Source organism: Streptomyces sp. 2-1 (genome assembly GCF_048564895.1).
GTDB lineage: Bacteria > Actinomycetota > Actinomycetes > Streptomycetales > Streptomycetaceae > Streptomyces > Streptomyces phaeochromogenes.
Genome location: NZ_CP183383.1, coordinates 10,158,184 through 10,183,011 on the forward strand (window position 1 = coordinate 10,158,184; position 24,828 = coordinate 10,183,011).

At 71.9% G+C, this 24,828-nt stretch carries 22 protein-coding genes; 9 read left to right on the plus strand and 13 right to left on the minus strand.

Annotation, left to right across the window (positions count from 1 at the left end):
* The first annotated feature begins 60 nt into the window (after positions 1 to 60).
* The 5 genes from ACN20J_RS44340 (at position 61) to ACN20J_RS44360 (ending at position 8,562) form a co-directional block, all read left to right on the plus strand.
* Positions 61 to 4,872, plus strand: coding sequence for a beta-ketoacyl synthase N-terminal-like domain-containing protein (locus ACN20J_RS44340; protein ID WP_419669065.1), 4,812 nt, complete (start codon positions 61 to 63; stop codon positions 4,870 to 4,872).
* Positions 4,873 to 4,994: 122 nt separating this feature from the next.
* Positions 4,995 to 5,249 (plus strand): acyl carrier protein, encoded by a 255-nt coding sequence (locus tag ACN20J_RS44345; protein ID WP_055616670.1) that lies wholly within the window; start codon positions 4,995 to 4,997, stop codon positions 5,247 to 5,249.
* Between the two features lie 3 nt (positions 5,250 to 5,252).
* A complete protein-coding gene (locus ACN20J_RS44350) occupies positions 5,253 to 6,146 on the plus strand; it encodes an alpha/beta fold hydrolase (protein ID WP_419668221.1) in 894 nt (297 codons plus the stop codon).
* Positions 6,143 to 7,432 (plus strand): glycosyltransferase, encoded by a 1,290-nt coding sequence (locus tag ACN20J_RS44355; protein WP_419668222.1) that lies wholly within the window; start codon positions 6,143 to 6,145, stop codon positions 7,430 to 7,432. Before ACN20J_RS44350 ends, ACN20J_RS44355 begins: the two co-directional genes overlap by 4 nt.
* Complete coding sequence (locus ACN20J_RS44360; protein WP_419668223.1) at positions 7,429 to 8,562, plus strand: class I SAM-dependent methyltransferase; 1,134 nt, start codon at positions 7,429 to 7,431, stop codon at positions 8,560 to 8,562. Before ACN20J_RS44355 ends, ACN20J_RS44360 begins: the two co-directional genes overlap by 4 nt.
* 46 nt (positions 8,563 to 8,608) lie before the next feature.
* Here the strand turns inward: ACN20J_RS44360 and ACN20J_RS44365 are convergent, their stop codons facing one another.
* From ACN20J_RS44365 to ACN20J_RS44375, 3 genes are all read right to left on the minus strand, one after another.
* Positions 8,609 to 9,118 (minus strand): mycothiol transferase, encoded by a 510-nt coding sequence (locus tag ACN20J_RS44365; RefSeq protein WP_419668224.1) that lies wholly within the window; start codon positions 9,116 to 9,118, stop codon positions 8,609 to 8,611.
* Positions 9,119 to 9,213: 95 nt separating this feature from the next.
* Positions 9,214 to 9,624 (minus strand): Zn-ribbon domain-containing OB-fold protein, encoded by a 411-nt coding sequence (locus ACN20J_RS44370; protein ID WP_372505641.1) that lies wholly within the window; start codon positions 9,622 to 9,624, stop codon positions 9,214 to 9,216.
* A 107-nt stretch (positions 9,625 to 9,731) separates the two neighbouring features.
* Positions 9,732 to 10,487: a TetR family transcriptional regulator gene (locus ACN20J_RS44375; RefSeq protein ID WP_419669066.1), complete on the minus strand. Its 756-nt coding sequence runs from the start codon at positions 10,485 to 10,487 to the stop codon at positions 9,732 to 9,734.
* 241 nt (positions 10,488 to 10,728) lie between these two features.
* Here ACN20J_RS44375 and ACN20J_RS44380 point away from each other — a divergent pair, with 241 nt between their 5' ends.
* Positions 10,729 to 11,754, plus strand: a complete 1,026-nt coding sequence (locus ACN20J_RS44380; protein ID WP_419668225.1) for a hypothetical protein — start codon at positions 10,729 to 10,731, stop codon at positions 11,752 to 11,754.
* A gap of 30 nt (positions 11,755 to 11,784) precedes the next feature.
* On the opposite strand, the gene ACN20J_RS44385 is transcribed toward ACN20J_RS44380, so the two are convergent.
* The 3 genes from ACN20J_RS44385 to ACN20J_RS44395 all read right to left on the minus strand — a co-directional run bounded on the left by ACN20J_RS44385 (position 11,785) and on the right by ACN20J_RS44395 (position 14,713).
* The gene (locus ACN20J_RS44385) at positions 11,785 to 12,921 is read right to left on the minus strand and encodes a hypothetical protein (protein WP_419668226.1); all 1,137 of its coding nucleotides are present in this window, start codon (positions 12,919 to 12,921) and stop codon (positions 11,785 to 11,787) included.
* A 187-nt stretch (positions 12,922 to 13,108) separates the two neighbouring features.
* On the minus strand, positions 13,109 to 13,498 hold the full coding sequence (locus tag ACN20J_RS44390; RefSeq protein ID WP_189842801.1) for a hypothetical protein: 390 nt from the start codon (positions 13,496 to 13,498) through the stop codon (positions 13,109 to 13,111).
* A 282-nt stretch (positions 13,499 to 13,780) separates the two neighbouring features.
* On the minus strand, positions 13,781 to 14,713 hold the full coding sequence (locus ACN20J_RS44395; protein WP_189842800.1) for a MurR/RpiR family transcriptional regulator: 933 nt from the start codon (positions 14,711 to 14,713) through the stop codon (positions 13,781 to 13,783).
* A gap of 274 nt (positions 14,714 to 14,987) precedes the next feature.
* Between ACN20J_RS44395 and ACN20J_RS44400 the strand changes: the two genes are divergently transcribed.
* Both ACN20J_RS44400 and ACN20J_RS44405 read left to right on the plus strand, forming a co-directional pair.
* Positions 14,988 to 15,698 (plus strand): ribonuclease H family protein, encoded by a 711-nt coding sequence (locus tag ACN20J_RS44400; RefSeq protein ID WP_361989808.1) that lies wholly within the window; start codon positions 14,988 to 14,990, stop codon positions 15,696 to 15,698.
* 99 nt (positions 15,699 to 15,797) lie between these two features.
* Positions 15,798 to 15,992, plus strand: coding sequence for an antitoxin (locus ACN20J_RS44405; RefSeq protein WP_189842798.1), 195 nt, complete (start codon positions 15,798 to 15,800; stop codon positions 15,990 to 15,992).
* 105 nt (positions 15,993 to 16,097) lie between these two features.
* On the opposite strand, the gene ACN20J_RS44410 is transcribed toward ACN20J_RS44405, so the two are convergent.
* The 4 genes from ACN20J_RS44410 to ACN20J_RS44425 all read right to left on the minus strand — a co-directional run bounded on the left by ACN20J_RS44410 (position 16,098) and on the right by ACN20J_RS44425 (position 20,937).
* A complete protein-coding gene (locus ACN20J_RS44410) occupies positions 16,098 to 16,994 on the minus strand; it encodes a hypothetical protein (protein WP_419668227.1) in 897 nt (298 codons plus the stop codon).
* A gap of 156 nt (positions 16,995 to 17,150) precedes the next feature.
* Entirely contained in the window at positions 17,151 to 18,488 is a 1,338-nt protein-coding gene (locus ACN20J_RS44415) for an alpha/beta hydrolase family protein (protein ID WP_419669067.1), read from the minus strand.
* 344 nt (positions 18,489 to 18,832) lie between these two features.
* Positions 18,833 to 19,711: a dienelactone hydrolase family protein gene (locus ACN20J_RS44420; RefSeq protein ID WP_189842797.1), complete on the minus strand. Its 879-nt coding sequence runs from the start codon at positions 19,709 to 19,711 to the stop codon at positions 18,833 to 18,835.
* 71 nt (positions 19,712 to 19,782) lie between these two features.
* On the minus strand, positions 19,783 to 20,937 hold the full coding sequence (locus ACN20J_RS44425) for a helix-turn-helix domain-containing protein (protein ID WP_419668228.1): 1,155 nt from the start codon (positions 20,935 to 20,937) through the stop codon (positions 19,783 to 19,785).
* A gap of 346 nt (positions 20,938 to 21,283) precedes the next feature.
* Between ACN20J_RS44425 and ACN20J_RS44430 the strand changes: the two genes are divergently transcribed.
* Entirely contained in the window at positions 21,284 to 22,624 is a 1,341-nt protein-coding gene (locus ACN20J_RS44430) for a helix-turn-helix domain-containing protein (protein WP_190232491.1), read from the plus strand.
* Positions 22,625 to 22,677: 53 nt separating this feature from the next.
* Here ACN20J_RS44430 and ACN20J_RS44435 read toward each other — a convergent pair whose 3' ends face one another.
* From ACN20J_RS44435 to ACN20J_RS44445, 3 genes are all read right to left on the minus strand, one after another.
* Complete coding sequence (locus ACN20J_RS44435) at positions 22,678 to 23,412, minus strand: ankyrin repeat domain-containing protein (protein ID WP_190232492.1); 735 nt, start codon at positions 23,410 to 23,412, stop codon at positions 22,678 to 22,680.
* Between the two features lie 133 nt (positions 23,413 to 23,545).
* Positions 23,546 to 24,202, minus strand: a complete 657-nt coding sequence (locus ACN20J_RS44440) for a DUF3105 domain-containing protein (protein ID WP_189842793.1) — start codon at positions 24,200 to 24,202, stop codon at positions 23,546 to 23,548.
* 89 nt (positions 24,203 to 24,291) lie between these two features.
* Positions 24,292 to 24,672 (minus strand): hypothetical protein, encoded by a 381-nt coding sequence (locus tag ACN20J_RS44445; RefSeq protein ID WP_189842792.1) that lies wholly within the window; start codon positions 24,670 to 24,672, stop codon positions 24,292 to 24,294.
* Positions 24,673 to 24,828 lie beyond the last annotated feature (156 nt).

The window sequence follows — 24,828 nt, forward strand, 5'->3', positions numbered from 1 at the left end:
CGGGATCGGCAGGATCAACTGAGGGGTCGTCAACTTCCTTCTTCCGTCGCCATCGTGGGGATGGCGGTGCTGCTGCCCGGTGCTGTCGACCTCGACGCGTACTGGCGGAACCTGCTGGCGGGCACGGACGCCATCACCGACGTACCCGACGGGCGGTGGGACGCCGACTACTACCGCCCCGACTCCGCGACCGGGCCGGCCGTCGCCGACCAGGTGTACTGCCGACGCGGCGGCTTCGTCGACGGGCTCGCCGACGTGGAGGTCACCCGGTTCGGGATCATGCCGAACTCGGTGCCCGGCACCGAACCCGACCAGCTCATCGCGCTGAACGTGGCCGCCGCCGCCCTCGCCGACGCGGGCGGCGAGGACCGGTTGCCCGACCGGCATCGCATCGGCGTGGTCCTCGGCCGGGGCGGCTACCTCACCCCCGGTCTGGTCCGCCTCGACCAGCGGGTCCGCACCGCCGGTCAACTCGTCCGTACGCTGGGCGAGTTGCTGCCCGATCTCGATGCGGGCCAACTCGACCGTGTCCGGGCGGCGTTCACCGAGCGCCTCGGGCCCGACAGCCCCGAGTCGGCCATCGGCCTGGTGCCCAACCTCGCGGCCTCGCGCGTCGCCAACCGTCTCGACCTGCGTGGCCCCGCCTACACCGTGGACGCCGCCTGCGCGTCGTCGCTGGTCGCCGTCGACCAGGCGGTAAGCGAACTCGCCTTCGGACGCTGCGACTTGATGCTCGCCGGGGGAGTGCACCACTGCCACGACATCACCCTGTGGAGCGTCTTCTCTCAGCTCCGCGCGCTCTCCCCGAGCCAGCGGATCCGCCCCTTCCACCGCGACGCCGACGGCATCCTGATCGGCGAGGGCACCGGTGTGGTGGTGCTCAAGCGGCTGGCCGACGCCGAACGCGACGGCGACCGGATCTACGCGGTCATCCGGGGCACCGGCGTGGCCAGCGACGGCCGCGCCGCCGGTCTCGTCAACCCCGACCCCGGCGGCCAGGCCCACGCGGTACGCCAGGCCTGGCAAGCGGCGGGGCTCGACCCCGCCCAGCCCGGATCGATCGGCCTCCTGGAGGCCCACGGCACCGCGACCCCGGCGGGCGACGCGGCCGAACTGGCCACCCTGGCCGAGGTGTTCGGCGCCGGTGCGGACGGTGACTCCGCGGTCATCGGCTCGGTGAAGTCGATGATTGGCCACACCATGCCCGCCGCCGGAGTGGCCGGCCTGGTGAAGGCAGCCCTCGCCCTCCACCACGGCATGCTCCTGCCGACCCTCCACTGCGACGACCCGCACCCCGCGCTCGCGGCCACCCGGTTCCGCCCGCTGGAGACGGCGACGCCCTGGGAGACCGGTCCCGGGCGGCCGGTGCGGCGCGCGGCCGTCAACGCGTTCGGCTTCGGCGGGATCAACGCGCATGTCGTGCTTGAACAGGCGCCTGGCGCAAGGGCCGTCGGGCCCGCGGCGACAGCTTCCCCGCTCTCGTCCGCGCCCCAGAACCCGTCCCCGTCTCGGTCCCTGTCCCCTTTACGGACCGCCGCCACCGCCACCGCTTCCGTCGCCGAGCCCGAGCAGGTGCTCCTGCTCGCAGCCGACAGCCCCGAGCGCCTCGCCGCTCTGCTGGAGGCCGACGACTCGGCCCTGCTCGCGGCCGGCCTTGACCCCGGCCGGACACATCCGGACGCGGGCCAGTCCCGGCTCGGCATCGTCGCCCCCACCGCCAAGCGCCTCGCCCTGGCCCGCCGGGCGGTCGCCAAGGGGCGCGCCTGGCACGGCCGCAGCGACCTCTGGTTCACGCCGACTCCGCTGCTCGGCGGCGGCGGTGCGGACGAGAACAAGACCGGCAAGCTGGCCTTCGTCTTCCCAGGACTCGAAGGCGACTTCGAACCCCAAGTCGACGATGTCGCCGCCCACTTCGGCCTTCCCCACGTCCCGGGGCCTACCCCGAACACCGAGGGGGCGGCCCGGGTCTCGGACGTGGGCCGCCACGGATTCGGTGTCGTCGGCGTCGGCCGGCTGCTCGACGGCGCGCTGCGCCGCATGGGCGTCGTCCCGGACGCGGTGGCCGGGCACAGTGTCGGCGAGTGGACGGCGATGGTGGCCGCGGGGATGTACGCCGGGGACGAGGTGAGCGACTTCATGGCGTCGTTCGACCCCGACGCGCTGACCGTCCCGGGCCTTTCCTTCGCCGCTCTAGGCGCCCCCGCCGGGCGCGTCCTGGAGGCCCTCGACGACGGGTGGACGGACGCCGGAATCGTCCTCTCCCACGACAACGCGCCGAACCAGTCGATGGTGTGCGGACCGCAGGACGCGGTGGAGGAGTTCGTACGCGCCTTCCGCGCCCGGGGCGTGCTCAGCCAGGTGCTGCCCTTCCGGTCCGGCTTCCACACACCGATGCTGAAGCCCTACCTCGCACCCATCGAGGAGGCGGCGAACCGCTTCCGGCTGCATCCGCCGACCGTGCCCCTGTGGTCGGGAACGACCGCGGCGCCCTTCCCCGCGGGCGAGGCCGCCATACGCGACCTCTTCGTCAGACACCTCCTGGAACCGGTCCGCTTCCAGCAGTTGATCGAGGCCATGTACGCGGCGGGCCATCGCGCCTTCGTCCAGGTCGGCACCGGGCAGCTCGGCTCACTCGTCGGAGACACGCTGAGCGGGCGCGATCACCTGGTCGTTGCGGCCAACTCGCCCCACCGCACCGGCCTCGCCCAGCTCCGCCGCGTGGCGACGGCACTGTGGACCGCGGGCGCGGCGATCGCTCCCGCGCTGCCGCCGTCGGTACGTTCCGCTGCTCCCTCCGCCCGCTCGGCGGGTGCCGTTGGCCCGACACGCCCTGCGCGGGTAGCCCGGCCGATCGTCCGCCTCGACCTCGGCGGGGCGCTCATCTCGCTCGACGGCCCGGCTCTCACAGAGTTGCGCAGCGAACTGTCGGCATCCCGGGCCGGGGCTTCGCCCAATCACCGTGTTCAGGCAGGGACGGGCACATCGGCCCCGAGCGAGGCCACCCCTACCGCGGTCGCCCCGGCCCGGTCGCCCCTGGACGCGCTCGCCGCGCGCATGCCCGTCGCCGCCGAACTGAGCGCGCTGTTGCGGGACACGGCCGACACGGCCGCCGCGCTGATCACGGCAGGCAGCCGCCACTCCAGCCCTGCCACGGCCACCCCACTTACCCGCGCGGTGCCACCTGCCCAGGTTCGCGGCCCGGCCCAGGCAACCGCTCCCGCCTCACCCCCCGCCCCCACACCCCCTACCGCCGGGCCACCCGCTGCCGGGCAACCCGGGCAGGAATGGCGCACCACCGTCCCCGTATCCCCGGAAGCTATGCCGTACCTCCTGGACCACTGCTTCTTCCCGCAGCGGCCCGGCTGGCCCGATGTGGCCGACCGTTGGCCGGTCGTCCCCGCGACCACGATCGTTCACCACATCATGGAGGCGGCGGAGCGCGCGGCCCCCGGCATGCGGGCGGTCGCCGTGCACGGGGCCCGGTTCGACCAGTGGCTCACCGCCACACCGGCCGTCGAGGTACCGGTCACCGCTGTCCCCGACGGCCCCGGCCGCCTCGCGGTCTCCTTCGGCCCCCGGGCCCGTGCGGTGGTCGAGCTCGCGGCCCGCCATCCCGTGACACCCCCGAACCCGTGGCGTACGGACCCCGGCTCCGAGCGAGCCCCCGACCACACCGCGGCCCAGCTCTACGACGAGCGCTGGATGTTCCACGGGCCCGCCTTCCAAGGGGTCACCGAACTCAGCGCGATCGGCGACAGTCACGTACGAGGGGTGATCACCACGCCGCCGGCCCCCGGCGCCCTGCTCGACAACGTGGGGCAGATCCTCGGCTACTGGATCATGGCGACGCGTACGGAACGGACCGTCGTGTTCCCCGTCCAGATGCGGCACATGCGGTTCTACGGGCCGCACCCACGCCCCGGGACCGACGTGGAATGCCTGGTGAGGATCACCTCCCTCACCGACACCGTGCTCGAAGCCGACGTCCAACTGGTCGTCGCGGGCGAGGTCTGGGCGGAGCTCACGGGCTGGCAGGATCGCCGCTTCGACAACGACCCGCAGACCAGGCCCGTGGAGCGGTTCCCTGAGCGCAACACCCTCTCCCAGGCGCGGCCAGGCGGCTGGTCTCTGCTCCACGAGCGCTGGCCCGACCTCGCCTCGCGTGACCTGATCATGCGCAACTCCCTTAGTGGAGCCGAGCGTTCGGAGTACGAGCGGCACGCTCCCCGGGGCCGCAGACAGTGGCTGCTCGGGCGGATCGCAGTCAAGGACGCCGTACGGCAGTGGCTGTGGGACCACGGCGAAGGGCCGGTCTTTCCGGCCGAGATCCGAGTGCGCAACGACGAGTCGGGTCGGCCGTACGTCACCGGGCTGCACGGCCGGACCCTGCCCCCGCTGGACGTCTCGCTGGCCCACCGCGCGGAGGCCGGGGTCGCGATCGTACGGCCGCACAGGCCCGAGCCGGGGCCGGGCATCGACATCGAAGAGGTCGTCGAGAGGGACGCGCAGACCCTCGCCTTCGCCCTCGGCGAGGACGAATTGAGACTGCTGAACGCGCGATGTGCCGCCACCGGCGAATCGGAGGCGCTGTGGTTCACCCGGTTCTGGGCGGCCAAGGAAGCGGTCGCCAAGGCGGAGGGCACCGGCTTCCGGGGACGCCCCCGGGACTTCACCGTGCTCGCGGCGACGGCCGGGGACGCCGGAGCCGCCGGAGACCGGCTGTTGGTCTCTGGTCGCCTCGAACGCGAGTACACCGTGCACTGCGAGCGGACCGGCAACCCGCCGGGACTGCCGGACAGGGACTACGTCGTGGCCTGGACGACCGGACCGACGGACCAAGACTCGACGGACCAAGAGGAGAGCGATCGATGAAGCCGAGCCAGCCGACCGGCGAGACCGCCGACGAACTCGTACCGATCGGCAACGAACTCGCTCCGACCGGCGACGAACCCGTGCGCGCGGACGAGGAGTCGGTCCTCGCCGATCTCACCGGCATGCTCGCGACCCTCCTGGACGAGTACGGCCTCGACGACGTCGAGGTCCGCATGGAGACCACGTTCAACCGCGATCTGGAACTGGAGAGCATCGACCTCGTGACCCTGGCGGGCCTTCTGGAGGAGCGGTACGGGGATCGGGTCAACTTCGCCGAGTTCCTGGCCGGTATGGAGTTCGACGAGATCATCGAGCTCACCGTCGGCAGGCTCGTCGAGCACGTCGTGCAGAGCCTCAAAGTGGCGGAGGCGGGCTGAGCCATGGCGATGGTCGAAACCGGCGACGTCCGGCTGCATGTCCAGCGGATGACGCCCAAGGGAGGGCGTCCCGTCACCGCGACCGCGGTTCTCGTCCACGGGCTGCTCACCGACAGCCTGGCCAGCTACTACTTCACGCTGGCGCCGGTGTTCGCGGTGTCCGGCATCGACGTGATCATGTACGACCTGCGCGGCCACGGCCGCAGCGAGCGCCCGGAGAGCGGCTACCGCCTCGACGACCACCTCGACGACCTGGAGGCGCTGCTCGACCGGCTGGAGGTGACTGGACCGGTCCAACTGGTCGGCAACTCCTTCGGCGGGTCCGTCGCCTTCGGTTACGCCGCCCGTCACCCGGAGCGGGCGGCCGGCGTCTCCCTGATCGAATCGGAACCGGCGACCGCGGGGTGGGCGGCGACCATGGACGGGGTGCTGCGGCAGGTGCTGACCGAGCTGGCGCACAACGAGGCCGCCGCGCTGGCCTGGATCACCGCCAACCGCAGCCAGAACACCGCCCGCCTGGCGAAGGGCGCGGCCCGCCTGGCCCGCGAGACCACCCTCGCCCGGGACATCCCGCTCAGCGAGGTGCTGACCGAGGACCGGATCCGGGCCGTACGCTGCCCGGTACTCGCCCTCTACGGTGGCGAGTCCGCCCTCGTCGAGCGGGCGCCGTGGCTGGAGTCGCTGCTGCCCGACTGCCGGACCGTCGTGGTGCCGGGTCATGAGCACTCCGTGCTCGTCGAGGCGCCCGGGGCGGTCGGCGAGTACATCCTCTCCATGATCGGCGAGGGGACGGGTGTGCAAGGCGTGGAGGAGCAGGGCTCTGCCGAGCGGAGTATGGCTGAGCGGGGCGTGGCCGAGCTGGGCGTGGCCGAGTTCGCGAGGGTCGAGGGCCGGTGAGCGGCTTCCTGTTCGTCGTACCGCCGCTGGTCGGCCACATCAACCCGACGGTGGGCGTCGCGGCGGAACTGACCGCGCGGGGACACCGGGTGGCCTGGGCCTCCGCGGATCCGGGGCTCGTCCGGCGGCTCGCGGGGGACGAGGCAGCGGTGTTCCCGTGCGCTGGACCGGTCCTGACAGGGGAAGACGGAGTGCGGCCTGCGGAGCTCCGGGGCCCGGAGGCGCTGAAGTTCCTGTGGGAACGGTTCCTGGTGCCGCTGGCCGAGGCGATGGCCCCCGGAGTGCGGGCGGCCATCGGGGAGTTCGGCCCCGATGTCGTCGTCGCCGACCAACAGGCCTTCGCCGGTGGGCTGGTCGCCGAGCGGCTGCGCGTGCCGTGGGCCACCTCGTCCACCACCTCCGCCGAGTTCACCTTCGCCGAAGCGCTGGCGGGCATGCCCAAGGTCGCGGACTGGCTCGACACGCTCCTCCACGAGCTGCGCGGCAGGATCGGCGATCCGTCGGGCACGGCCGATCCGCGGTTCTCGCCGCACTTGGTGCTCGCGTTCAGCACACCGGAGCTGGTCGGCTCAGGAGCAGGAGCAGGAGCAGGAGCAGGAGCAGGAGCAGGAGCAACGGGAGAGGTGGGGGCCGGGGCGGGTGACCGGATCCGCTGGGTCGGTCCCTCGATGGCGCCCCGGCCGGCCGCTGCCGACTTCCCCTGGACCTGGCTCGACCCCGCCCGCGCCACGGTGCTCGTGACCCTCGGCACCGCCAACACCGATGTCGGGGCCCGCTTCCTCGCCGAGTGCCGTGAGGCCCTGCGCAGTCGTGCGGACCGGGTACAGGCGGTGATCGTCGATCCCGCGAACGTCCTCGGCGCGCAAGCGGACCTGGACGACCTGAATGACATGGACGACCAGGACGACAAGGACGTACTGATCCGGTCCTCGGTCCCCCAACTCCCGCTCCTCGAACGGGTCGACGCGGTCGTCTGCCACGCGGGGCACAACACCGTGTGCGAGGCGCTGTGGCACGGCGTCCCTCTCGTGGTGGCCCCCATCCGCGACGACCAGCCCGTCGTGGCCGGGCAGGTCGTCGACGCGGGCGCGGGCATTCGGGTCCGGTTCGGCCGGGTCACCGCGCCCAAGCTCGGCGCGGCGATCGACGCCGTACTCCACGAACCTGGCTACCGCGCCGCCGCCGAGCGGATCCGTACCGCGTTCCGTGCCGCGGGTGGTGCCCGAGCGGCAGCAACTCACCTCGAAGAACTGGCCGGCGCCACGCCCTCCAAGGAGGCCCCATGAGCGACGCAGAGCACGAACCACAAGGGACGGGCGCCGAGCGGGCCCCGAGTAGCACCGAGCAGGTCACGGACAGCGAGCCGACGCCGAGTCGCGCCGAGCAGGTCGCCGCGCTGCGCCCCGCGTACCAGGCCGACCTGGCGCGCGGCCTGGACCGCTTCTTCGAAGCCCGGCGCGCCGACTGCCCGTGGTGCGGCTCGGAGCGGCTGAAGACGCGGCTGCGCACCACCGACCTGCTCCAGCACAAGCCGGGCCACTTCGTCCTCGACCGCTGCCAGGACTGCCGGCACACCTTCCAGAACCCCCGACTGAGCGCCGAGGGGCTGGAGTTCTACTACCGCGACTTCTACGACGGTCTGGGGGAGAAGCAGCTCGGCAACACCTTCGGGGGCCGGACCACGATGTACCGGCAGCGCGCGGAGTCCCTGCTGCCGTTCGCCGCGACACCCAAGAACTGGCTGGACGTCGGCACCGGCCACGGCCACTTCTGCGAGTCGGCCCGGACCGTATACCCCGGCACGACCTTCGACGGGCTCGACTTCACCGACGGCGCCGAACTCGCCGAGCGCGCGGGGCGGGGCTACCGCGGCAGCTTTCCCGACCTGGCACCGGAACTCGCCGGCCACTACGACGTGGTGAGCATGTTCCACTACCTGGAGCACAGCACGGAGCCCGGCCGCGAACTGGAGGCCGCGCACCGGGCGATACGCCCCGGCGGCCATCTGCTCATCGAGGTCCCCGACCCCGACAGCCGCTTCGCCCGTCTACTCGGCCGCTGGTGGCTGCCCTGGCTCCAGCCCCAGCACCTGCACCTCGTCCCGGTCGAGAACCTGCGGCGCAGACTGACCGACCTCGGCTTCACGGTGGTGGCGGAACAGCACGCCGAACCGCACGATCCGGTCGACCTCCTGGCCGGTACGTGGCTGGTCATCGACGCGGCGGCGCCACGCGAGGACCTGCCGTGGCTGCCGAAGCCGCCGAACCGCAGGCAGCGGACGCTGCGCACCACGATGGCGATCGCCGGAGTGCCCTTCCTGATCCTGGGCACCCTGCTGGACCGGTTCGTGATCAAACGCCTGTCGCACCGGCTGGGTCTGTCCAACGCCTATCGGCTCCTGGCGCGCCGCGACTGAAGTGGTTGAAGGGCGGCGTGCCTACATGCTCACGGCGCAGCCGTCCTCAACGACCCTCCAGGATCCCCCGCGCGAATGCCGCCTGGCCCACGTGCTGCAGGTCGTCGGAGAGGACGCTGACCAGGCGGGCGCCAAGGGTGACTGGCGGGGACCAGTTCTCGTCGACGATCCGGTCCAGGTCGTCGGCGCGCAGGTCGCGCAGGGCGGCCAGCGTCTGCTCGTGGACGGCGTCGTAGTAGCCGAGCAACAGGTCGCCCGAGTCGACCTGGACCTTGGCGACCTGCCGTGGGGTGTGGCCGTAGCCCGTGTCCCGGCCCGGCAGGCCCAGGACGAAGCGGTCCGGCCAGTCCTGCGACAGCCAGACCTGTTTCAGGCCGAAGGCGTCGGCGACATGGTCGTCCTGGACACGGGTGAGATGCCAGACCAGCCAACTGATCGAGTTGGTCCGGTCGTCGATGCGGGTGTTGAGGTCGCCGGGGGAGAGGCCGTCGACTGCGGCATGGACCTCTTCCCGGATGCGGCCGTACGCGTCGACGAGAATGTCCTTGGCGTGCATGGGCTCCTCCACGCTCTCCGCGGGTTCCGGTCTCTGCTCTCCGCCCAGTGTCCCCCGCGGACCCGCCGCGCGCGTCGCGCCGGTGGGAGGGCCGGTCAGTGCCAGCCGGAGTACGGCTCCTCGACGAGCTTGAACACCGGTTCGCGGCGGACCGGGTCCAACGCGGTGGTGAGCTGGACACGGTCGCCGGTACGGATCGCTATGAGCGGTCCCGAGACCCGGCCCCGGACGGTGAAACCCTCCGCCATCTCGACGAGCGACACATTGCGCGCGCCCGGAGTGTTGCGCTGGACGACAGTGGCGTGGCGGATGACGCCCAGGCCCGCGCTGCGCTCCGTGCGCAGGTCGCTGCCCTGGCAGACCGGGCAGAGCAGCCGGTGGAACATGGCGGTCCGGCACCAGCGGCAGCGCTGGTAGAGGAGCCCTTCCTCGGCGGCCGGGCCGCTCGTCGTCGTCTCCGGGTCGAGTACGCCCGTCGTGGTCCCGCTTCCTCGGTGGAACACGATGTCATCTCCCTGCGCTGGGCCGGAATCTGAAAAAGTGCGCGGAGCGCCGTGCACGACGTCAGAATATGGCACGCAGTGTCACGCGTAAAGGCACTCAGTTCCCTCAATCATTCGGGATCTCGACCAAGAGCCGTCTCGACCTCCTGGACGACCCGCCACATCGGCGCACCGCGCCTGGAGATGACGACGACCACGTCGTCATCTGCCGCCCTCTTCGCAGACTTGCCGGTCGGCCGCTGTACCGGTCCGACGGGGTCGGGGTCGGGGTCTGGGTCTGGGTCTGGGGCCGAACCGAAGACCTGCTGGACATGGGCGAGCGCGTGGTCCACCTCCGCGGTCGCGTCGCTCTGGCCGTCCGAACGCAGCCAGGACCGCAGCCCGTTGTTGTGCGCGGCGACCACGGCCGCGGCGATCACGTCGGCCCGCAGCGTCCCGTCCCGACGACCGGCGAAGCGCCCGCGCAGATACTCGGCGAGCGCGCGCTCGTACCGCCAGACCACCGACAGTTCGTACGTCCGCAGTCCCGGGACCTTCTTGGTCAGACGGTAGCGCTGGACGGAGAACGTGGGGTTCTCGGCGTACATGCGCAGTACGACGCGAGCGGCGTCGCAGACCCGGGCCACCGGGTCGTCCGCGCCCCCTTCTCCTTCCCCGCCCTCACCGCTGCTGTCGCCGAGGAAGTCGTTCATCTCGGCCAGGCAGCGCTCGTGGTCCGGGAAGACCACGTCCTCCTTGGACGGGAAGTACCGGAAGAAGGACCGCCGTCCGACCCCCGCGAGGGCCACGATCTCGTCGACGGTGGTCTGCTCGTACCCCCGCTCCAGGAACAGTTGGAACGCCGCCGCGACGAGGGAGTCCCGCATCGGCGGCTTCGGAGGTGTCACATCGGCCGCCTGGTCAGGGCGGGGTGCCTCGCTCATGGTGGGGAACCTAGCACCGGACGAGCCGCGGATGGCACTCGGTGTGCTCCGATCAGGGAACTGAGTGCCATGCCAGGCCAGGGCCGGGTGCGAGGCGGCCCGAGGCGCCGAGTAGGGTCCGGGCCTGTGCCCGGCCGTGAGGCCGGAGCGAACGCTGGTGCGGGTGTGACGGGGGTCGGAAACGGTGCGGCGCTGGATCAAGGTGTCGGTGGCGGCTGCGGTGGTGCTGGGTATCGGCGGCTACGTGGCCGAGCCGTACGCACAGGACTGGATGCTGGCCGGCAGCGCGTGCGGCGGGGCACTGCCCCGGGACGTCGTGGACCGGCTCACCCCGGACGACGCTCACCTGGAGAGCGAGGAGTCCCGGCAGACCGGCGCGCTGGGCTCGTACGGGTGCGACCTCACCATGAAGGGCGATGAGGTCGACGACTCACGGCTCATCAGCATGGAGGCGTACACCCGGCGCGACGACCGGGACCGGGAGTTCTTCCGGGCCTTTCCCGAGGAGGGGTTCTCCTCGCAGTCCGCGGTGCCCGAGGGGCTGCCCGGGTTCATCGACCGCCTCGGCGTCATCCAGCTCCTGATGCCCTGCCCGGACCTCCCGAAGGACGCCGAAGGGCGGCAGAGCAAGCTCCTGGTACGCACCTGGATGGGCCGCGACACGCTGTACGGGGTGCCGGGAGCTGCGTACCAGGCGGTCGTCGCACTCGCCAACTCGGCCTCGGACCGGCTGGGTTGCGGTGCCGAGCCGCTCAAGGCGCCGAAGGGCAACGCGGTGCCGCCCGCCCTCGGGGGCGAGCCCAAGAGCGTGCCGCTGACCCGGGCCAAGGGCACCGGCTGCGAGTGGGTGACCAGGGCGGGCCTGCCGGCGAGCGGCGACTGGCGCGTCGAGGCGGGCATGAACGACTCCGCGCCCACGGGTCAGTGCGACCTGAGCAGCGAGTCGGGCGACAACGGGAACGACAAGGGGATGTACTTCGTCGCCTGGTACGGCGACTGGAGCAACCGGCTCGTCTTCGAGGACAGCAACGGCGAGTTCCTGTCGACGACGGCCACCGCCCGCTGCGACGGCGAGGCCGCCAACTTCGCCCTCAGCGCCTCCGACGACATCCCCGGCGTCGACAAGGCCGCCGAGCAGCGGATGTTCAAGCAGTTCGCGCGGGACCAGGTGGACCGCCGCGGCTGTTCCGACCTTCGGTTCCGCTTCTGACCGCCGGCGGCTCGACCCGCCAGTAGTGCGCTAGTAGATCGTCATCCACAGCGCCCGTACGTACCAGTCGTCCACCAACTGCCGTATCGCGGCGGTGCGTTCGGCGGACACGTTCCGTTCCTCGGCCCATCCTTCGAGGACCGTGAACAGCTGGTGGCGGCCGTCCATGAGGTCGCCGCGCACCGGACCGGCGGCCTTGCGGTCCGCGATGTCTCCCATCGGCGGGCGGTCGTCGAGCTGCCGGGACGCGGGGCGGAACGTGCCGCGCGTGTGCTCGCGCACCGCCTTGTCGAAGGCGGCGAGGTCGGGGATCGTCCCGTTCCTGGCGTACGCGGCGCGGTACTTCATGAGGTTGCCGATGTGGCCGGACATGTCCTGGATGTCGTTGTCGGGCCAGTCCTGCGGGGTCGACTCGAAGCGCTTGTCGGTCGGGGGGCGGAAGTCGGGGTCGCCCCCCGAGTCGGTCAGCCGCTCCAGGTAGTACGCGAAGTGGGCGCGCTCGGCGTCGTAGAGGATCGCGAACGCCTCCGGATCCTTGGCGAGTTCCGCGACGAGGTACTCGATGTTCGCGTCGGCGTCCGCGTAGCTGTCGCTGTGCTCGAAGACCACGTGCGCCTCGCCCGGGGCCAGGAAGCGCCCGTACCGGGAGTAGCCGTCCGGGTCGAGCTGGGCCTCCTCGGCGGGCACCGCCGGGCGGTTCGCGTCGTCGTCGCTGATCGAGTCGTCGCGCCCCGAGTCCACCACGTACTCGGCCAGCATCCGCGCCACGCCCGGGGCGAGACCGTCGGGGATCTCCGCGCGATGGAAGACCGCGGCCACCGCGTAGGCGCCGCGTGCCTGCGCCAGGGTGTGCGGGGTACCCGAACTCTTCGCGCGGGTGGCCGCGTTCACGATCTCGCCGAGTACGCGGGCGCCGTCGTCGCACACCTTGTCGTGTGCCAGCAGCTTCCTGACCGAGCCGAGCCGTTCGAGGTCCTCGCCGGGGTCCAGGGCCCTCGTGGCGGCCGTCGCGTCGTCGGCGAGCGCCCGCTTCGAGGCGGGAAGCCGCCAACAGGGCTTCTCGTGCCCGGAGTCGGCGAGCGCGAGCGGAAGGGAGACCCCGGCCGCGAGAACGACCACGGCTCCGCCCACGACGGCCCAGCGGCGCTTCCGCGGTTGCCCCCGCAACGAGAGGCGCCTCGTCAACGATCCGAATCGGCCCTGAGGTCCGACGGACGTCTCCTCGCCGAGACCATCAACGCCACCACCAGCGCCACTGTCAACGCCACCGTCACTCCCGCTTCCCCCATCACGCATCCCGGCAGAGTAGCGAGCGTCCGCGGTCGCGAACGCGCCGGGTCCGCGGGTGGGCGGCTCAGTGGCCTTGGCGTGTGCTGTGGCTCTCCACCAGGGCCTGGGAGACGACGCGTACACCCCGGGCGATGTGGTTCAGCTGCGTGAGCTCGGCCGCGTACAGCTTGATCGTGTTCTCGATGACGGTCTCCGGCATGCCCAGGGCGGGCAGCTCGGCCCGGGCGCTGTGCAGCGCGGTGCGCACGACCCGGATCTCCTGCTGGAGCTGGATCTGCGCGTGACGAGCGAGCAGCACGGGCTGACGGATCAGCAGCGGATAGCTGGCGTAGCGGGAGGGCACCAGGTCGCGCAGCCACTTGGCGGCCGACCGTTCCCAGTCCCGGTTGCCGGGCGTCTTGACCTGACACGGCCAATCCGTGCTGATGGGGGAGTACGTCAGGGACATGGACATCGCTTCCGAGGTGGCCGGCGGGTGGTGAGGGTGGTTCTTGGCGGCCCCGGCCTAGGGGATGGACCGGGGCCGCCACGGGCGTGCGCGAGCGGTGCCCGTTCAATGCACCCGGGGCCGATGCGAGAAGGGAGCGCCGTTCCCGGGCTGACCAGGACCCCACCGGATCCCGATCAGCGAGAAGTATTCATATATACCGTCTGGTACGCAAGGGTATGTAAAAATTCATGTGGAGGTACGGCTGAATCGCCCCTTGCGGACGCCGGTCATCACATGTCGGAGAGGTCAGTCCTTGACGAAGAAGGTGTGCTCGTCCGCGACCTGTTCGTAGTCCTCCAGGCGGGCCTGTGTGCGCTCGGGATCGGCGTCGGTCATGGCCTGGAGCAGGGCCGCGGACAGCACGACGGGCGCCGCGTACGAGTCGAAGACGAGGCGTGATCCGGTGCCGGTGGCGAAGACGACGTCGGCCTCGTCGGCCAGTGGCCCCAGCCCCAGGTCGGTGACCAGGGCCACACTCAGCCCGGCCCGCCGGGCGACCCGCATGGCCATCAGCGTCTCGTGCGCGTGCCGGGGCATGGTGAAGGCCAGCACCCACGTGCCGCCCGCCTCGCGCGACTGGAGCAGGGCGTCGTAGGCGACACTGCCGCCCCGCGTCACCAGCCTGACGTCCGGGTGGATACGACGGGCGGCGTATGCGAAGTATTCGGCCAGCGAACCGGAGATCCGCAGCCCGAGGATGGTGAGCGGCGTCGACTGCGACAGCGCTCGGCCGGTCTCGATGACCTGCTCGGGGTCCGCGAAGTCGCGGCGCAGGTTCTCCAGGTTGTCGATCTCGGCGTCGACGGCCGCCTGCAGCTCGTTCGGCCGGGCCGCCTCCGCCTCCTCGGCGGCCTCGGGCGTGCTGGCGAGCTTGCTGAGCGCGATCGACTGGAGGCGCTCGCGCAGCGCGGGATAGCCGCTGAAGCCCACCGCCGTCGCGAAGCGGGTCACCGAGGGCTGGCTGACGCCCACCCGCTCCGCGAGATCAGTGATCGACAGGAACGCGGCCTCGGTGATGTGCTCGATCAGGTACTGGGCGATGCGGCGCTGTCCTGGAGAGAGCCGGGGGCCGTCGAACAGCGCCCGCAGCCGTGTGGTGGGAGCGGCCTCCGCCTCCGGGACCGGTTTCCCCGAGCTGATCGCAGACGCCTGCGCGCGGGCCTGCTGCGGCGATGGCACCGGTGCGCCTCCTTCGTGTCCCACTCAGGTTCAACATAACTCACAGGAAGGGGGGTCCGGCGGACAGTTGCGCGTGGTCAGAGGCCCGCGGTCCGGACGGTTTTCCGGGGTGCGCTGCGCCGTACTCGCCACGGTCCACTGTTGCGCAGGGTCGAGCCCCCGACTTCCAGGGGTGCGGGGCGTGACATTGTGCGGCTCGGCCGCGTGGGCGCGACCAGCCACGACGAACCCGCACCCCACCACCCACCGTCACGGAGGGACCCCGGCCCCTGGCATGATCGAGCCCATGGCTGAACGCGTAATCGCCGCATGCGACGGTGCATCGAAGGGAAACCCGGGCCCCGCCGGCTGGGCCTGGGTCATCGGCGACGGGACGGGCACGACTCCTACCGAGTGGGAGGCAGGACCGCTCGGCACGGCGACCAACAACGTCGCCGAACTGACCGCGCTGGAGCGGCTGTTGACGTTCGTGGCCCCGGATGTGCCGCTGGAGGTCCGGATGGACTCCCAGTACGCCATGAAGGCCGTCACGACCTGGCTCCCGGGCTGGAAGCGCAAGGGCTGGAAGACGGCGGCGGGCAAGCCGGTGGCCAACCAGGAACTCGTCGTACGGATCGACGAACTGCTCGACGGTCGCTCGGTCGAGTTCCGGTACGTGCCCGCGCACCAGGTCGACGGCGACCCGCTCAACGACTTCGCGGACCGCGCCGCGAGCCAGGCGGCCATCGTCCAGGAACCGGCGGGCAGCGAGCACGGCTCTCCGGAACCGCCGAAGTCGCCCGCGGCCAAGAAGACGGCCAAGAGCGCGGCGCCTGCGCGCAAGCGTGCCGCGTCCTCCCCCACCTCTTCCTCGTCGTCGTCCTCGCGCACGCTCAAGGCCAAGTTCCCCGGCCGCTGCCGCTGCGGCCGCTCGTACGCCGCGGGCGAGACCATCGCGAAGAACCCCGACGGATGGGGCCACCCGGAGTGCCGTACCGAGGCCTAGGACCTGCCCTCTGACCGGCGGTTTTCCCGCCCGGATGCGGAATCCGCCACCTGCGGTGACCCTTGATGCGTGGGGGTGAACTGATCAGGAGGATGTCTCATGTCCGTTATGGACAAGCTCAAGGGCATGCTGAAGGGCCACCCGGACCAGGCGAACAAGGGTGTCGACAAGGCCGGAGACTTCGTCGACGACAAGACCCAGAGCAAGTACAGCGGTCAGGTCGACAGCGCCCAGGACAGGCTCAAGGACCAGTTCGGTTCGAACCCGGACCAGGACCGGCCGCCGCAGTCCTGACACCGTCACACCGCGATCGCGCACGGCGGCGAGGGCTGCCTCGCCGCCGCAACGGGCCGGTCCCCTCTTGGGGGCCGGCCCCGTGGCGTTTGTCGCGTCAAGTGGTCAGTGCCCGCGAGGAGTTGACGGCGAGCAGGTGACCGTCGGGCCGGCCAGCATGCCTCCGGTGTAGAGGCTCTGGCCCCGGGGCATCCAGTACCCCAGCTTGGACACGACCGTCGTGCAGGCATCCGCGAGCCGGGCGTGGACGACGACCGTGGAGGGCCTGCCCGGCTGGAGGTCGGTGAGGGCGCAGTCCAGGGCATACATGCTGCGGGCGCTCGACGGATAGCGGCCGACGAGCGGATTGACGCAGCGCGGGTCGGCCGTCGTCAGCTCCACGCCCGAGGCCTCCTCGCCGATGAGCCCGAAGCGGGCGCTTCCGTCCCCCTCGTCGCTGTCGCGGGAGACGGTGTACGTCACCGTCGTGGTCGTGTTCGGCCGCAGTGCGTCCCGGTCGGCCTCGATGCGATGGGTGGCGACGGGCTTCGGCTCGGTGAGGGTCAGGGTGGCGCGGACCGTGCCCCGCAGGTCGACGCCGGCGGGCGACGAGCGGACGTGGACCGTGCCGCTGACCTCGTACGTGCCCGGACCGGGGCTCTCCCTGCCGCCCGGAAGCGGGCCGGTGGCCACGGTCCTGCCGTCGCGCCGCAGGGTCCAGGTGCCGGACGTCCGGCAGGTGTACCGGACGGAGGATCCGGCCCGCCCGCAGGTGGCCGGAGCCGACAGGGACGTACCGACGCCCCCGCCGCTCGCGCACAGACTGACGGAGGCCCGCTGCCCGCCCTCGCCCTTCAGGGTGCCCGCGGGGGCGCAGAGCATGGCAGGCGGGGGCGGCTCCGGTGCCAGGGTCCGGTGTGCGGCTCCCGCGGGCTGGCCCACGGCGGTCCAGCCCGCGGCGGCCAGTACCGCCGCCGCGGTCAGCACCAGGGTCGTCCTGCGAGGCGTGGGGTGGGACGGCATCGACTCCTCCTCCGGCTCCGGGGCGCCAACGGCCGGACGTACATCGGTCGCGTGCGCTCAGATGTGGTCGCATGCGGTCGAATGTGGACGCACGCGTCGAGGAGAGGATGCGGGAAGCGCCGACGGCCGGACCGTTCCCACGCCGGGCGGGACGGGTCAGGGCCGGTACGCGTCGCCCGGATGGGCCAGGTCGTAGGGGCGCAGGTAGGGGGTGGGGCGGTACGCCGTGTAGCGGGCCGGAGTCGTCGGATCGGCCTGCGCCGCACGTGAGTTGAGGGAGTCGGCGCCCGTGTCGCCCCATCGGCCCGTGTCGACCCGGTGCTCCAGCGTGTCCAGGGCGGCGACCTGTTCGGCGGGGCTGAACGTGCAGTGACCGGCGTTGTCGACGTACGCCTGGCGCAGCAGCGGGCGCGAACCGGCGGCCGTGGCGGCGCGCAGGTAGGCGCTCTCGGTCTGTACGGGGACGAGGGCGTCGCCGGTGGTGTGGATGGTGAGCTGAGGCTTCGTCAGCCGGCCGGTGAAGGTGCTGGTCCGGCTCATCCAGTCGACCGCGTTCTTGTCGGCCTTGACGCGCGGGGCGGTGTTGAGCGCCCTGAGGTCGGCCTTCAGGGAGCGCCCGGCCGCCTTGTAGAGGCCCTTGACCTCCTTGTACGCCGAGGACGTGCGCAGCAGCTTCGCGTAGTCGACGCCCGTGTTCCAGGACGAGTTGCCGCCCGCCAGCACCTCCGTGTCCTGGCGCCAGCTGAACGCCGCGGTCGCGAGGAGGCCCCGGACGGCCGTGTACTGGTTGGCCTGCTGGGCGTTCCAGCCGTCGGGAGCGGGGCGGGGCTGGGAGGGGTCGTTCCAGCCGGGGATGTTGTGCAGGGCCGCCGCGAGAGCGATCCGGGCACGGCCGTCCGCGGAGGTCTGGGCCTGCGTGACGACGCCGGCCAGGGTGGCGGCGGCGGTCGTGGCGGACGCCTGGTCCTGGAATCCGGCCAGCGGTATCGACGCGTCGGGCGCCAGGAGGGTCTTGAGGGCGAAGACCGGGTCGAGCGTGTTGTTCCAGTTGGCGACCCCGCCGTGGACCAGCCCGCAGACGGACAGCGATCCGTCGATCCGGTCGCTGTGCCGCTCGGCGATCCTCGTGGTCACGAACCCGCCGTACGACTGGCCCCAGGCGAGGGTCCGCCGGGCCGCCCCGAACCGCTCGGTGAACGCGTCGAGCGTCGCCAACTGGTCCGGTACCGCGTGCTCCACCGCCCAGCCCGTGGTGGCGTACGAGGAACCGACCAGCGCGTAGCCGTCCTTGAGGAGGAGCGCGCGGGTGGCGGGGTCGGTGACGTTCTGGGCCGGGTTGGGCGCGCCCGGCGGGCGGAAGCCGTGGCTGAACAGGAGCACCGTGCCGTTCCAGCCGGCGGGGACGTCCATGACGTACGTCGCGCCGGAGGCGAGTGTGCCCTCGACGTGGACGTCCTCTGCGGTGGCTGGATGGGCCGGGGCCGCGGTCGCCATCAACAGGACGGCGACCGAGAGGAGGAGTCGGCGATTCACGAGAGGATCCCTTCGGCGGTGGGGGGCATGACGGCACAACTGGGCCTGCCCTTACGGCCGTTGGCGCGACATGTGCACAGCGGGCTTCCTGTGACGGGGCGGGCACAGTGAAGCTAGGCATGATTGCGGCGGTGGTCAAGAATCTGCGCAACATGACTTCGCCCGGTAGTCGTGGGTGATGTGCGCGAACACCGTGCCCGCCTGCGTGCACACGGGTACTCGCCGAGGTCCGCCGGGACCTCGGCGAGCGTATGTGGGCCGCGCGGTCCGCGTACGGACCGCGCGGCCGCCCCCTCGGGCGGGGGCTATCCCGTGGGGCAGGTGTTCCGGTATTCGCTGATCTGCGTGTTGGGCGCGGGGGCCGGGCAGAGGAACTGCTCGTACCGCACGTCCTCGTCGACGAACCGCTTCAGCCAGGCGATGCTGTACTTCGCGATCGTCACGTTGGAGCCGAGCGCCACGTTGTGGTCGGCGCCCCGGAGCTCCAGGTACGCCTTCTCCGGCGCGGCGGTGAGGCTGTTGTAGAACACCTCCGCGTGCGAGGCGGGCGAGGCGATGGCGTCGTTCTCGGCGCCGATGATCATCGTCGGTACCCGGTCGGTCTGCCAGGTCTTGTCGTTGCTCCACGGCATGAGCGGCACGGCCGCCTTGAGCGAGGGGCGCGACTCGGACGCCTTGAGCGAGCCGCCCCCGCCCATCGAATGACCCATCACCGCAAGGCGGTTGGGGTCGATGCGGGTGCGCACGGAGCTGGACTGGACTAGGTAGTCCAGCGCGTTGAGCATCTGCGTGGCGCGGTCGTCGGGCTGGTCGAACCCCGAGTTGGTCTCCAGTGTCAGGACGACGAAGCCCTGCGACGCGAGGCGGGGGCCGTACCAGCTGATCAGCGCCTCAGGTGTCACGAAGCCGGGGCTGACGACGACGGCTCCGAACGTGCCCTGGCTGGTGTCGGTGGGGTAGTAGGCGGTGCCCGACTTGAAGGTCGGACCGTCGACGGTGGTCTGGGCCGTGGCGAAGGGACCGCGCTCGGCGGTGATGGACTGTTCGGTGGGGGCGGGACCCCGCTGGAAGTCTCCGGGCCCGGCCTGAGCCTCCTGGGGAAGGAGGCTCAGGCTCACCGCCAGTGCGGCGGCGCCGGAGAGAAGGCCTAGGCGTTTCGCTGCGCGGGTGCTGGCATGTCTCATGCGGCCAGAGCATGCTGACCGAAAGTCAGTACCGCTTCTGGCTCAACTGCTGAATTCCGTACGGAAGTTTGTCAGGGCAGCAAGGAGCGGCGCACTGACCTGCTGCGCAGCGCGAGCTGCACATCGAACCGGAACGCCGGGTCGTCGAGCCTGTCGCCGTACAGCGCGGCGAGTTGGCGCAGCCGGTTGCGGGCGGTCTGCGGATGGATGCCCAACGCGGCGGCGACCTCAGGGGCCGTCCGCCCGCCGGAGGTGAGCAGCGCGTCGAGCGTGTCCGTGAGCCGCTCCGCCTTGCCCGGCGGCAGGGTGCGCAACGGCTCAAGTACCTGGTCCGTCAGGAGAGTTCCGATCGGCGAGCCGTGCAGGAGGTGCAGCTCCGCGAGATGGTCCTCGGCCCTGAGCCGGCCCAGGCGCCGCCCCAGCCGGGCGCAGTGCAGCGAGACCCAGGCCTCGTTGAGCAGCACGCTCGGGCCCACCGCCACCTCCGTCCCCTCCAGAACGGTCAGCAGGCTGTCGTCCGGCGCCACCAGATGCAGCTCACCGCCCCGGCTCACCCGCAGTACGTCCTCGTGGACCGCGGTCAGATCGGCGGAGGCGGGGAGCACCGCGCACCGCACCCGCTCAGGGAGCGGCCAGGCGGCCCTGCGGGCGAGGTCGGGCAGCGGTTCCGCGAGCGGATCCCGGTTGCGCTCCAACAGCCGTGCGGCGAGCAGCCGCCGGGTGCGCAGCATCTCGTCGGCCGCCCCGGCCCGCGCCTCCTCGAAGCCCGCCACCGACCCCTCGGCCATCGCGTGGATGTGCGTGAGCACGGCCTCGCTCAGCGGGACGGCGATCTCGCCGGAGAACGCGGCCTCCCGGGCCACGTCCATATAGCGGCGGCACGCCACCCGGGCGCCGATCCGGTACGCGGCCTGCAGCCCGTCCATGCCGCGTCCGCTCAGATACTCCAGTCTGCCCAGCCGCTTGAAACGCGGCACGTAGTGCTGCTGCGGCGCGTCCGGCTCCTCCACCAGCTCCGTGAACTGCGTCGCGGCCAGCCGGACCGCCTCGGCGAGGTCATGGGCGACGGCGGAGCCGATCGGCTGCCGGTAGCCGCGCACCTCCCTGCGGATGGCCTGCACCATCTCCGTGGTGAGCTCCGGAAGTCTGGCCCGGAGGAGCGGGGCGAGCGCCGGGGGCAGGTCGTGCCACGGGCGCCTGGATAAGAGCGGATCGACAGCTGACACGTCCAACTCCCTTGCTTGGCCCTGTAGTCGAACTCCCTCCACCAGCCTGCGGCGGGGAGGTGCCCCAACCGTGCGACGCCGTGCGCGCTCGCGCCTGGCACGCCGAGAGCGCGCCTGTGCCGGCTCTCGACTTCGCTCGACCAGGGGGACCCCCATACCGCCGAAGGGCCCGCCCTCCGGGCGGACGACGGGAGTTGGCGACAGGGCCTAGCACGGGACAGTGAGTCGTCGTGGTCCGGAGTGTAAGCCGGGTGACACTTTCGCCGCCGGTCCGCGCGCGGAATCTGGCGTACGTCACACCGGTCCCGCAGGCTGCCCAGCCCCACGGGAATCCACGGGAGGCCCCTTGACCCCCACGCACGAACGGGCCGCGCGCACCAACACGCACGTACGAGCCGCGCGCACGAAGGACCCGCACCCTCAGTACGCCGCGCCGCTACCGGGCGAGATGCGGCGGACGCTGCTGCTGCACATGCCGGCCGCCGTCGACGAGATGGAGGAGGCCGTCCGCACCGGCCTGCCGCACTACACGCACATCGTCGACGGCACATACGGCTACTCGGTGCGCCAGATCATCGACCGCACGGTCAACTGCTTCATCTCGATCCACGACACCGGCCGGCACGGCCCGGCCGCCACCGCCGAGATCATCGCCCTGTACGAGCGCATCGGCGCTCGGCACGGCCGCCTGGGCTGCCCCCTCGACGCACTGCGGGACGCCCTGGACCTGGCTGGACGGGTGGCGTGCCGCCGGCTCATCAAGGACGCGTACCGCCTCCACTGGCCCGCGCCCCTGCTGGCGACGCTCACCGAGGACACCTTCACCCTGATCGGGACGGCCATCGCGGCGGCGACACGCGGCTACGCCGAGGAGAGCCACCGCGCCCCGCTCGACGTACAGCGGGACCGGCTGCGGGACGCCCTGATCGCCGAGCCCGACGACCGGGACCGGCCGCTCGCCGAGCTGGCGGCGGCGGCCGACTGGCGGCTGCCCGGCACGCTCGCCGTCCTCGCCCTGCCGCCGGGCGACCATCCGCAGACACACGTCCTGCCGCCCGAGGTGCTCGCCGACCGCAGCCCCGCCGCGCCCTATCTCATCCTGCCCAACCCCCGTACACCGGGCCCGCGTTGGCTTCCGAAGACAAAAGGGGCGGCCCTCGGACCCGTGGTGCCCGCGGACCGGGGCGCGGTGTCCCTGCGATGGGCGCGGCGCGGCCTGGACCTCGTCGAAAGCGGGACTCTGCCCGCAGGCACACCGCTGCGCTGCGTCGATCACGTGGCCGTCCTCACCGCGTTCCGGTCGGGGGACCTCCTCGAAGCCGCCGCGGCCGAGCTCCTCGGGCCGCTCCTCCAACTCCCGCCCCGCCGCCGCGAACCGCTCCTCGAAACCCTGCTGGTGTACCTGCGCTGCGGCGACAACGCAGTCCTCACGGCGGAACGCCTGCACGTCCACGAACAGACGGTCCGCTACCGCCTGCGCCAGATCACCCAGCTCACCGAAGGCAACTGCCCGGACCCCGAACGCCACTTGGAGACCATGCTCGTACTGACCCGGCTGCTGTCCCCGGGCGCCGCGGACGAGGGCGCTGGCGCGGGCAGATGGCGGGCCAGGGCCCGGGCCAGGGCTGGGGAGGCGGGCGACGCGGCGGCCCGAGCGCACCCGCCCGTCCGGCCGAAGCAGGCGTAGGCGTAGGCGCGGGCGCCGGGCCCGGATCCCGTGGATGAGTCCCGTGGATGCGGTCAGGTCAGCTCGGCGCGGCCCTTCGCGCCGTGCTCCCGCAGCCACTGCACGACCCCGTCCGCGTCGGTCGTCCGCGCGATGTCGAGGGGGGTCTTGTTGTCGTAGCCGACCCAGTCGAGATCGGCTCCCTGCGTCAACAGGTACTCGGCGGCGGCCAGTTGACCGCCGTGGCAGGCACCCCAGAACGCGCGGGTGACGGCGGACCGGCCCGGCGGTTCGGGGCTCTCGACGACCTCCTTCACCCGGTCGAGCAGACCGAGCGTCGCCGAGTCCATGAGCGTCGTGCACGCACCCAGTTCGACCAGCCGGTGCGCGGCCCGCCACTGGCCGAAGCCGCGGGCGTCGGCGAGCGGAGTGCCGCCGCCGATCACGGCACCGGTGGCCTCGATGTCGGCGCCGGCCTCGACGAGGGCGTCCAGTACGGGCACGTCGTTGCTGCTGGCCGCCCAGTGCAGCGGGGTCTCCGAATGGGCGCCCTCGAAGCGGGCGCCCGGGTCGGCGCCCGCCGCCACGAGGGCGGCGACGACGGCGGGACCGTTCGGGTAGTGGCCGGGCCAGTCCGCGGCGACGTGCAGCAGACTGAGCGTCCCGGCTCCGGCGCCGCGCCGCACGATCCGTGTGTCGGCGAGGCCGGGGTGTTCGGCGAGGCACTGCCGGAGCGTGGCCAGGTCACCGCCGCGGATGGCCTCGGTCACCGCGACGGCGAGCGGATCCTGCGAGTCGAGCGTCTCCATCTCACGCCTCCTGCCGAGGACGCCCTGTCGGGGGCGTCCTGCTCGGGATCGGAACGATGCGCCTGGGGTGAGCCTGCCAGAGACGGAGGTACGGCGTGACGCCGGGCCCTCGGAAGAGCCCGGCGCCGGCTCGTCAGGACGCGTCGATCCCGTTCGTGCACGCGGCCCCCGGCTCCGGGGTCTGCGCGCCCTGCACGTACTTCGTGAGGAACTGCTGGACCCGCGGATCGGACGCCTTGTCCACGGTCAGCTGCTTGCCCCAGGCCGACAGCATGATGGCCCCGGCCTGGTCCTTCACCGGACTCATCAGCGTGTACGGGGTCTTGGCGACCTTGTCGGCGAGCGTCTTCACATCGGCGTCGGCGGCCTTGTCGTTGTACGTCACCCAGACCGCGCCGTGCTCCAGCGAGTGCACCGCGTTCTCGTTCGGTATCGCCTTCGTGTAGACCGTGCCGTCACAGGTCATCCACGCCTGGTTGTGGTCGCCGCCGACCGGCGGGTTCATCGGGTAGGACACGGCCTTCGCGACATGGTTCTGCGTCAGCTTCTTCGCGTTCCAGGACTTCTCGCCCTTCACGGGCTTCTTCACGGCCGCCTGCTGCTGCTCGTCCTTGTCGTTCGCCTTGTTGATGCCGTAGGCGCCGAAGACGACAAGACCGGCGACGATGGCCGTGCAGATCGTGATCGTGAGGACGCGGTTTCTGCGCTCGCGGGCCTTCTCCGCCCGCCGCAGCTCCTCGACGCGCGCCTTGCGCGCCGCGGCGGCCGACTTCTTGCTGGTCCTGCTCATGGGAATGCGTTCCTTGTCCCCGCCGCGCCGGTTCCTTCGGGCGGCGGTGGGTGAGGGGTCGGACGGACGTCTGTGGTCTGGACGTCGGTCTAGATCCGCTGCACCTGGAGGACATGGAGATCGGGAGCGCCACGCGCGGGCGGCAGGACGGGAATGTGCGAGGCCACGACCGGGCGGGCCGCGACCGGCATACGCGGCAGCACCGCGGGCAGGGGCTGCGCACCCGCGGGCAGTACGGCCCGCGCCTCCCGGGTGGGCAGGCCGCAGCACCGGTCGTGCTCGGCGGGGGAGCCCAGCCGCTCCTGGGCGACGGAGACGGTGACGACGGGGTCGGCGACCGGAGCCGCCCGGCCGTGCGAGGGCACGTACCCCAGACACATCACCAGCGCCGCGAGCAGCACGGCGAGGGCAGGGCGCAGCACCGCGTCCCGCGTGACGCGGTGCGGTCGCCGGTGCGTCCTGCTGCTCATCACGGTGATGGTATGCGGTGCGCGCGACGGCGGTTCGCGGACCCCGAGGATCGGTCGGCCGCGCACCGCCGCTCGGCGGAGAACGTGCCTCCAGCAGTGGGCAGGCAGTTCCCATGAGCCGCCGGTAGACACTGTCTACTCGCGACTGGTAGACAG

What these genes read in the sequence shown, in the direction of transcription:
- ACN20J_RS44340 (WP_419669065.1), top strand. Translation starts at nt 61, where the DNA reads ATGGCGGTGCTGCTGCCCGGTGCTGTCGACCTCGACGCGTACTGGCGG.
- ACN20J_RS44345 (WP_055616670.1), top strand. Translation starts at nt 4,995, where the DNA reads ATGCTCGCGACCCTCCTGGACGAGTACGGCCTCGACGACGTCGAGGTC.
- ACN20J_RS44350 (WP_419668221.1), top strand. Translation starts at nt 5,253, where the DNA reads ATGGCGATGGTCGAAACCGGCGACGTCCGGCTGCATGTCCAGCGGATG.
- ACN20J_RS44360 (WP_419668223.1), top strand. Translation starts at nt 7,429, where the DNA reads ATGAGCGACGCAGAGCACGAACCACAAGGGACGGGCGCCGAGCGGGCC.
- ACN20J_RS44365 (WP_419668224.1), bottom strand. Translation starts at nt 9,118, where the DNA reads ATGCACGCCAAGGACATTCTCGTCGACGCGTACGGCCGCATCCGGGAA.
- ACN20J_RS44375 (WP_419669066.1), bottom strand. Translation starts at nt 10,487, where the DNA reads ATGCGGGACTCCCTCGTCGCGGCGGCGTTCCAACTGTTCCTGGAGCGG.
- ACN20J_RS44390 (WP_189842801.1), bottom strand. Translation starts at nt 13,498, where the DNA reads ATGTCCATGTCCCTGACGTACTCCCCCATCAGCACGGATTGGCCGTGT.
- ACN20J_RS44400 (WP_361989808.1), top strand. Translation starts at nt 14,988, where the DNA reads ATGATCGAGCCCATGGCTGAACGCGTAATCGCCGCATGCGACGGTGCA.
- ACN20J_RS44405 (WP_189842798.1), top strand. Translation starts at nt 15,798, where the DNA reads ATGTCCGTTATGGACAAGCTCAAGGGCATGCTGAAGGGCCACCCGGAC.
- ACN20J_RS44410 (WP_419668227.1), bottom strand. Translation starts at nt 16,994, where the DNA reads ATGCCGTCCCACCCCACGCCTCGCAGGACGACCCTGGTGCTGACCGCG.
- ACN20J_RS44415 (WP_419669067.1), bottom strand. Translation starts at nt 18,488, where the DNA reads ATGGCGACCGCGGCCCCGGCCCATCCAGCCACCGCAGAGGACGTCCAC.
- ACN20J_RS44420 (WP_189842797.1), bottom strand. Translation starts at nt 19,711, where the DNA reads ATGAGACATGCCAGCACCCGCGCAGCGAAACGCCTAGGCCTTCTCTCC.
- ACN20J_RS44435 (WP_190232492.1), bottom strand. Translation starts at nt 23,412, where the DNA reads ATGGAGACGCTCGACTCGCAGGATCCGCTCGCCGTCGCGGTGACCGAG.
- ACN20J_RS44440 (WP_189842793.1), bottom strand. Translation starts at nt 24,202, where the DNA reads ATGAGCAGGACCAGCAAGAAGTCGGCCGCCGCGGCGCGCAAGGCGCGC.
- ACN20J_RS44445 (WP_189842792.1), bottom strand. Translation starts at nt 24,672, where the DNA reads ATGAGCAGCAGGACGCACCGGCGACCGCACCGCGTCACGCGGGACGCG.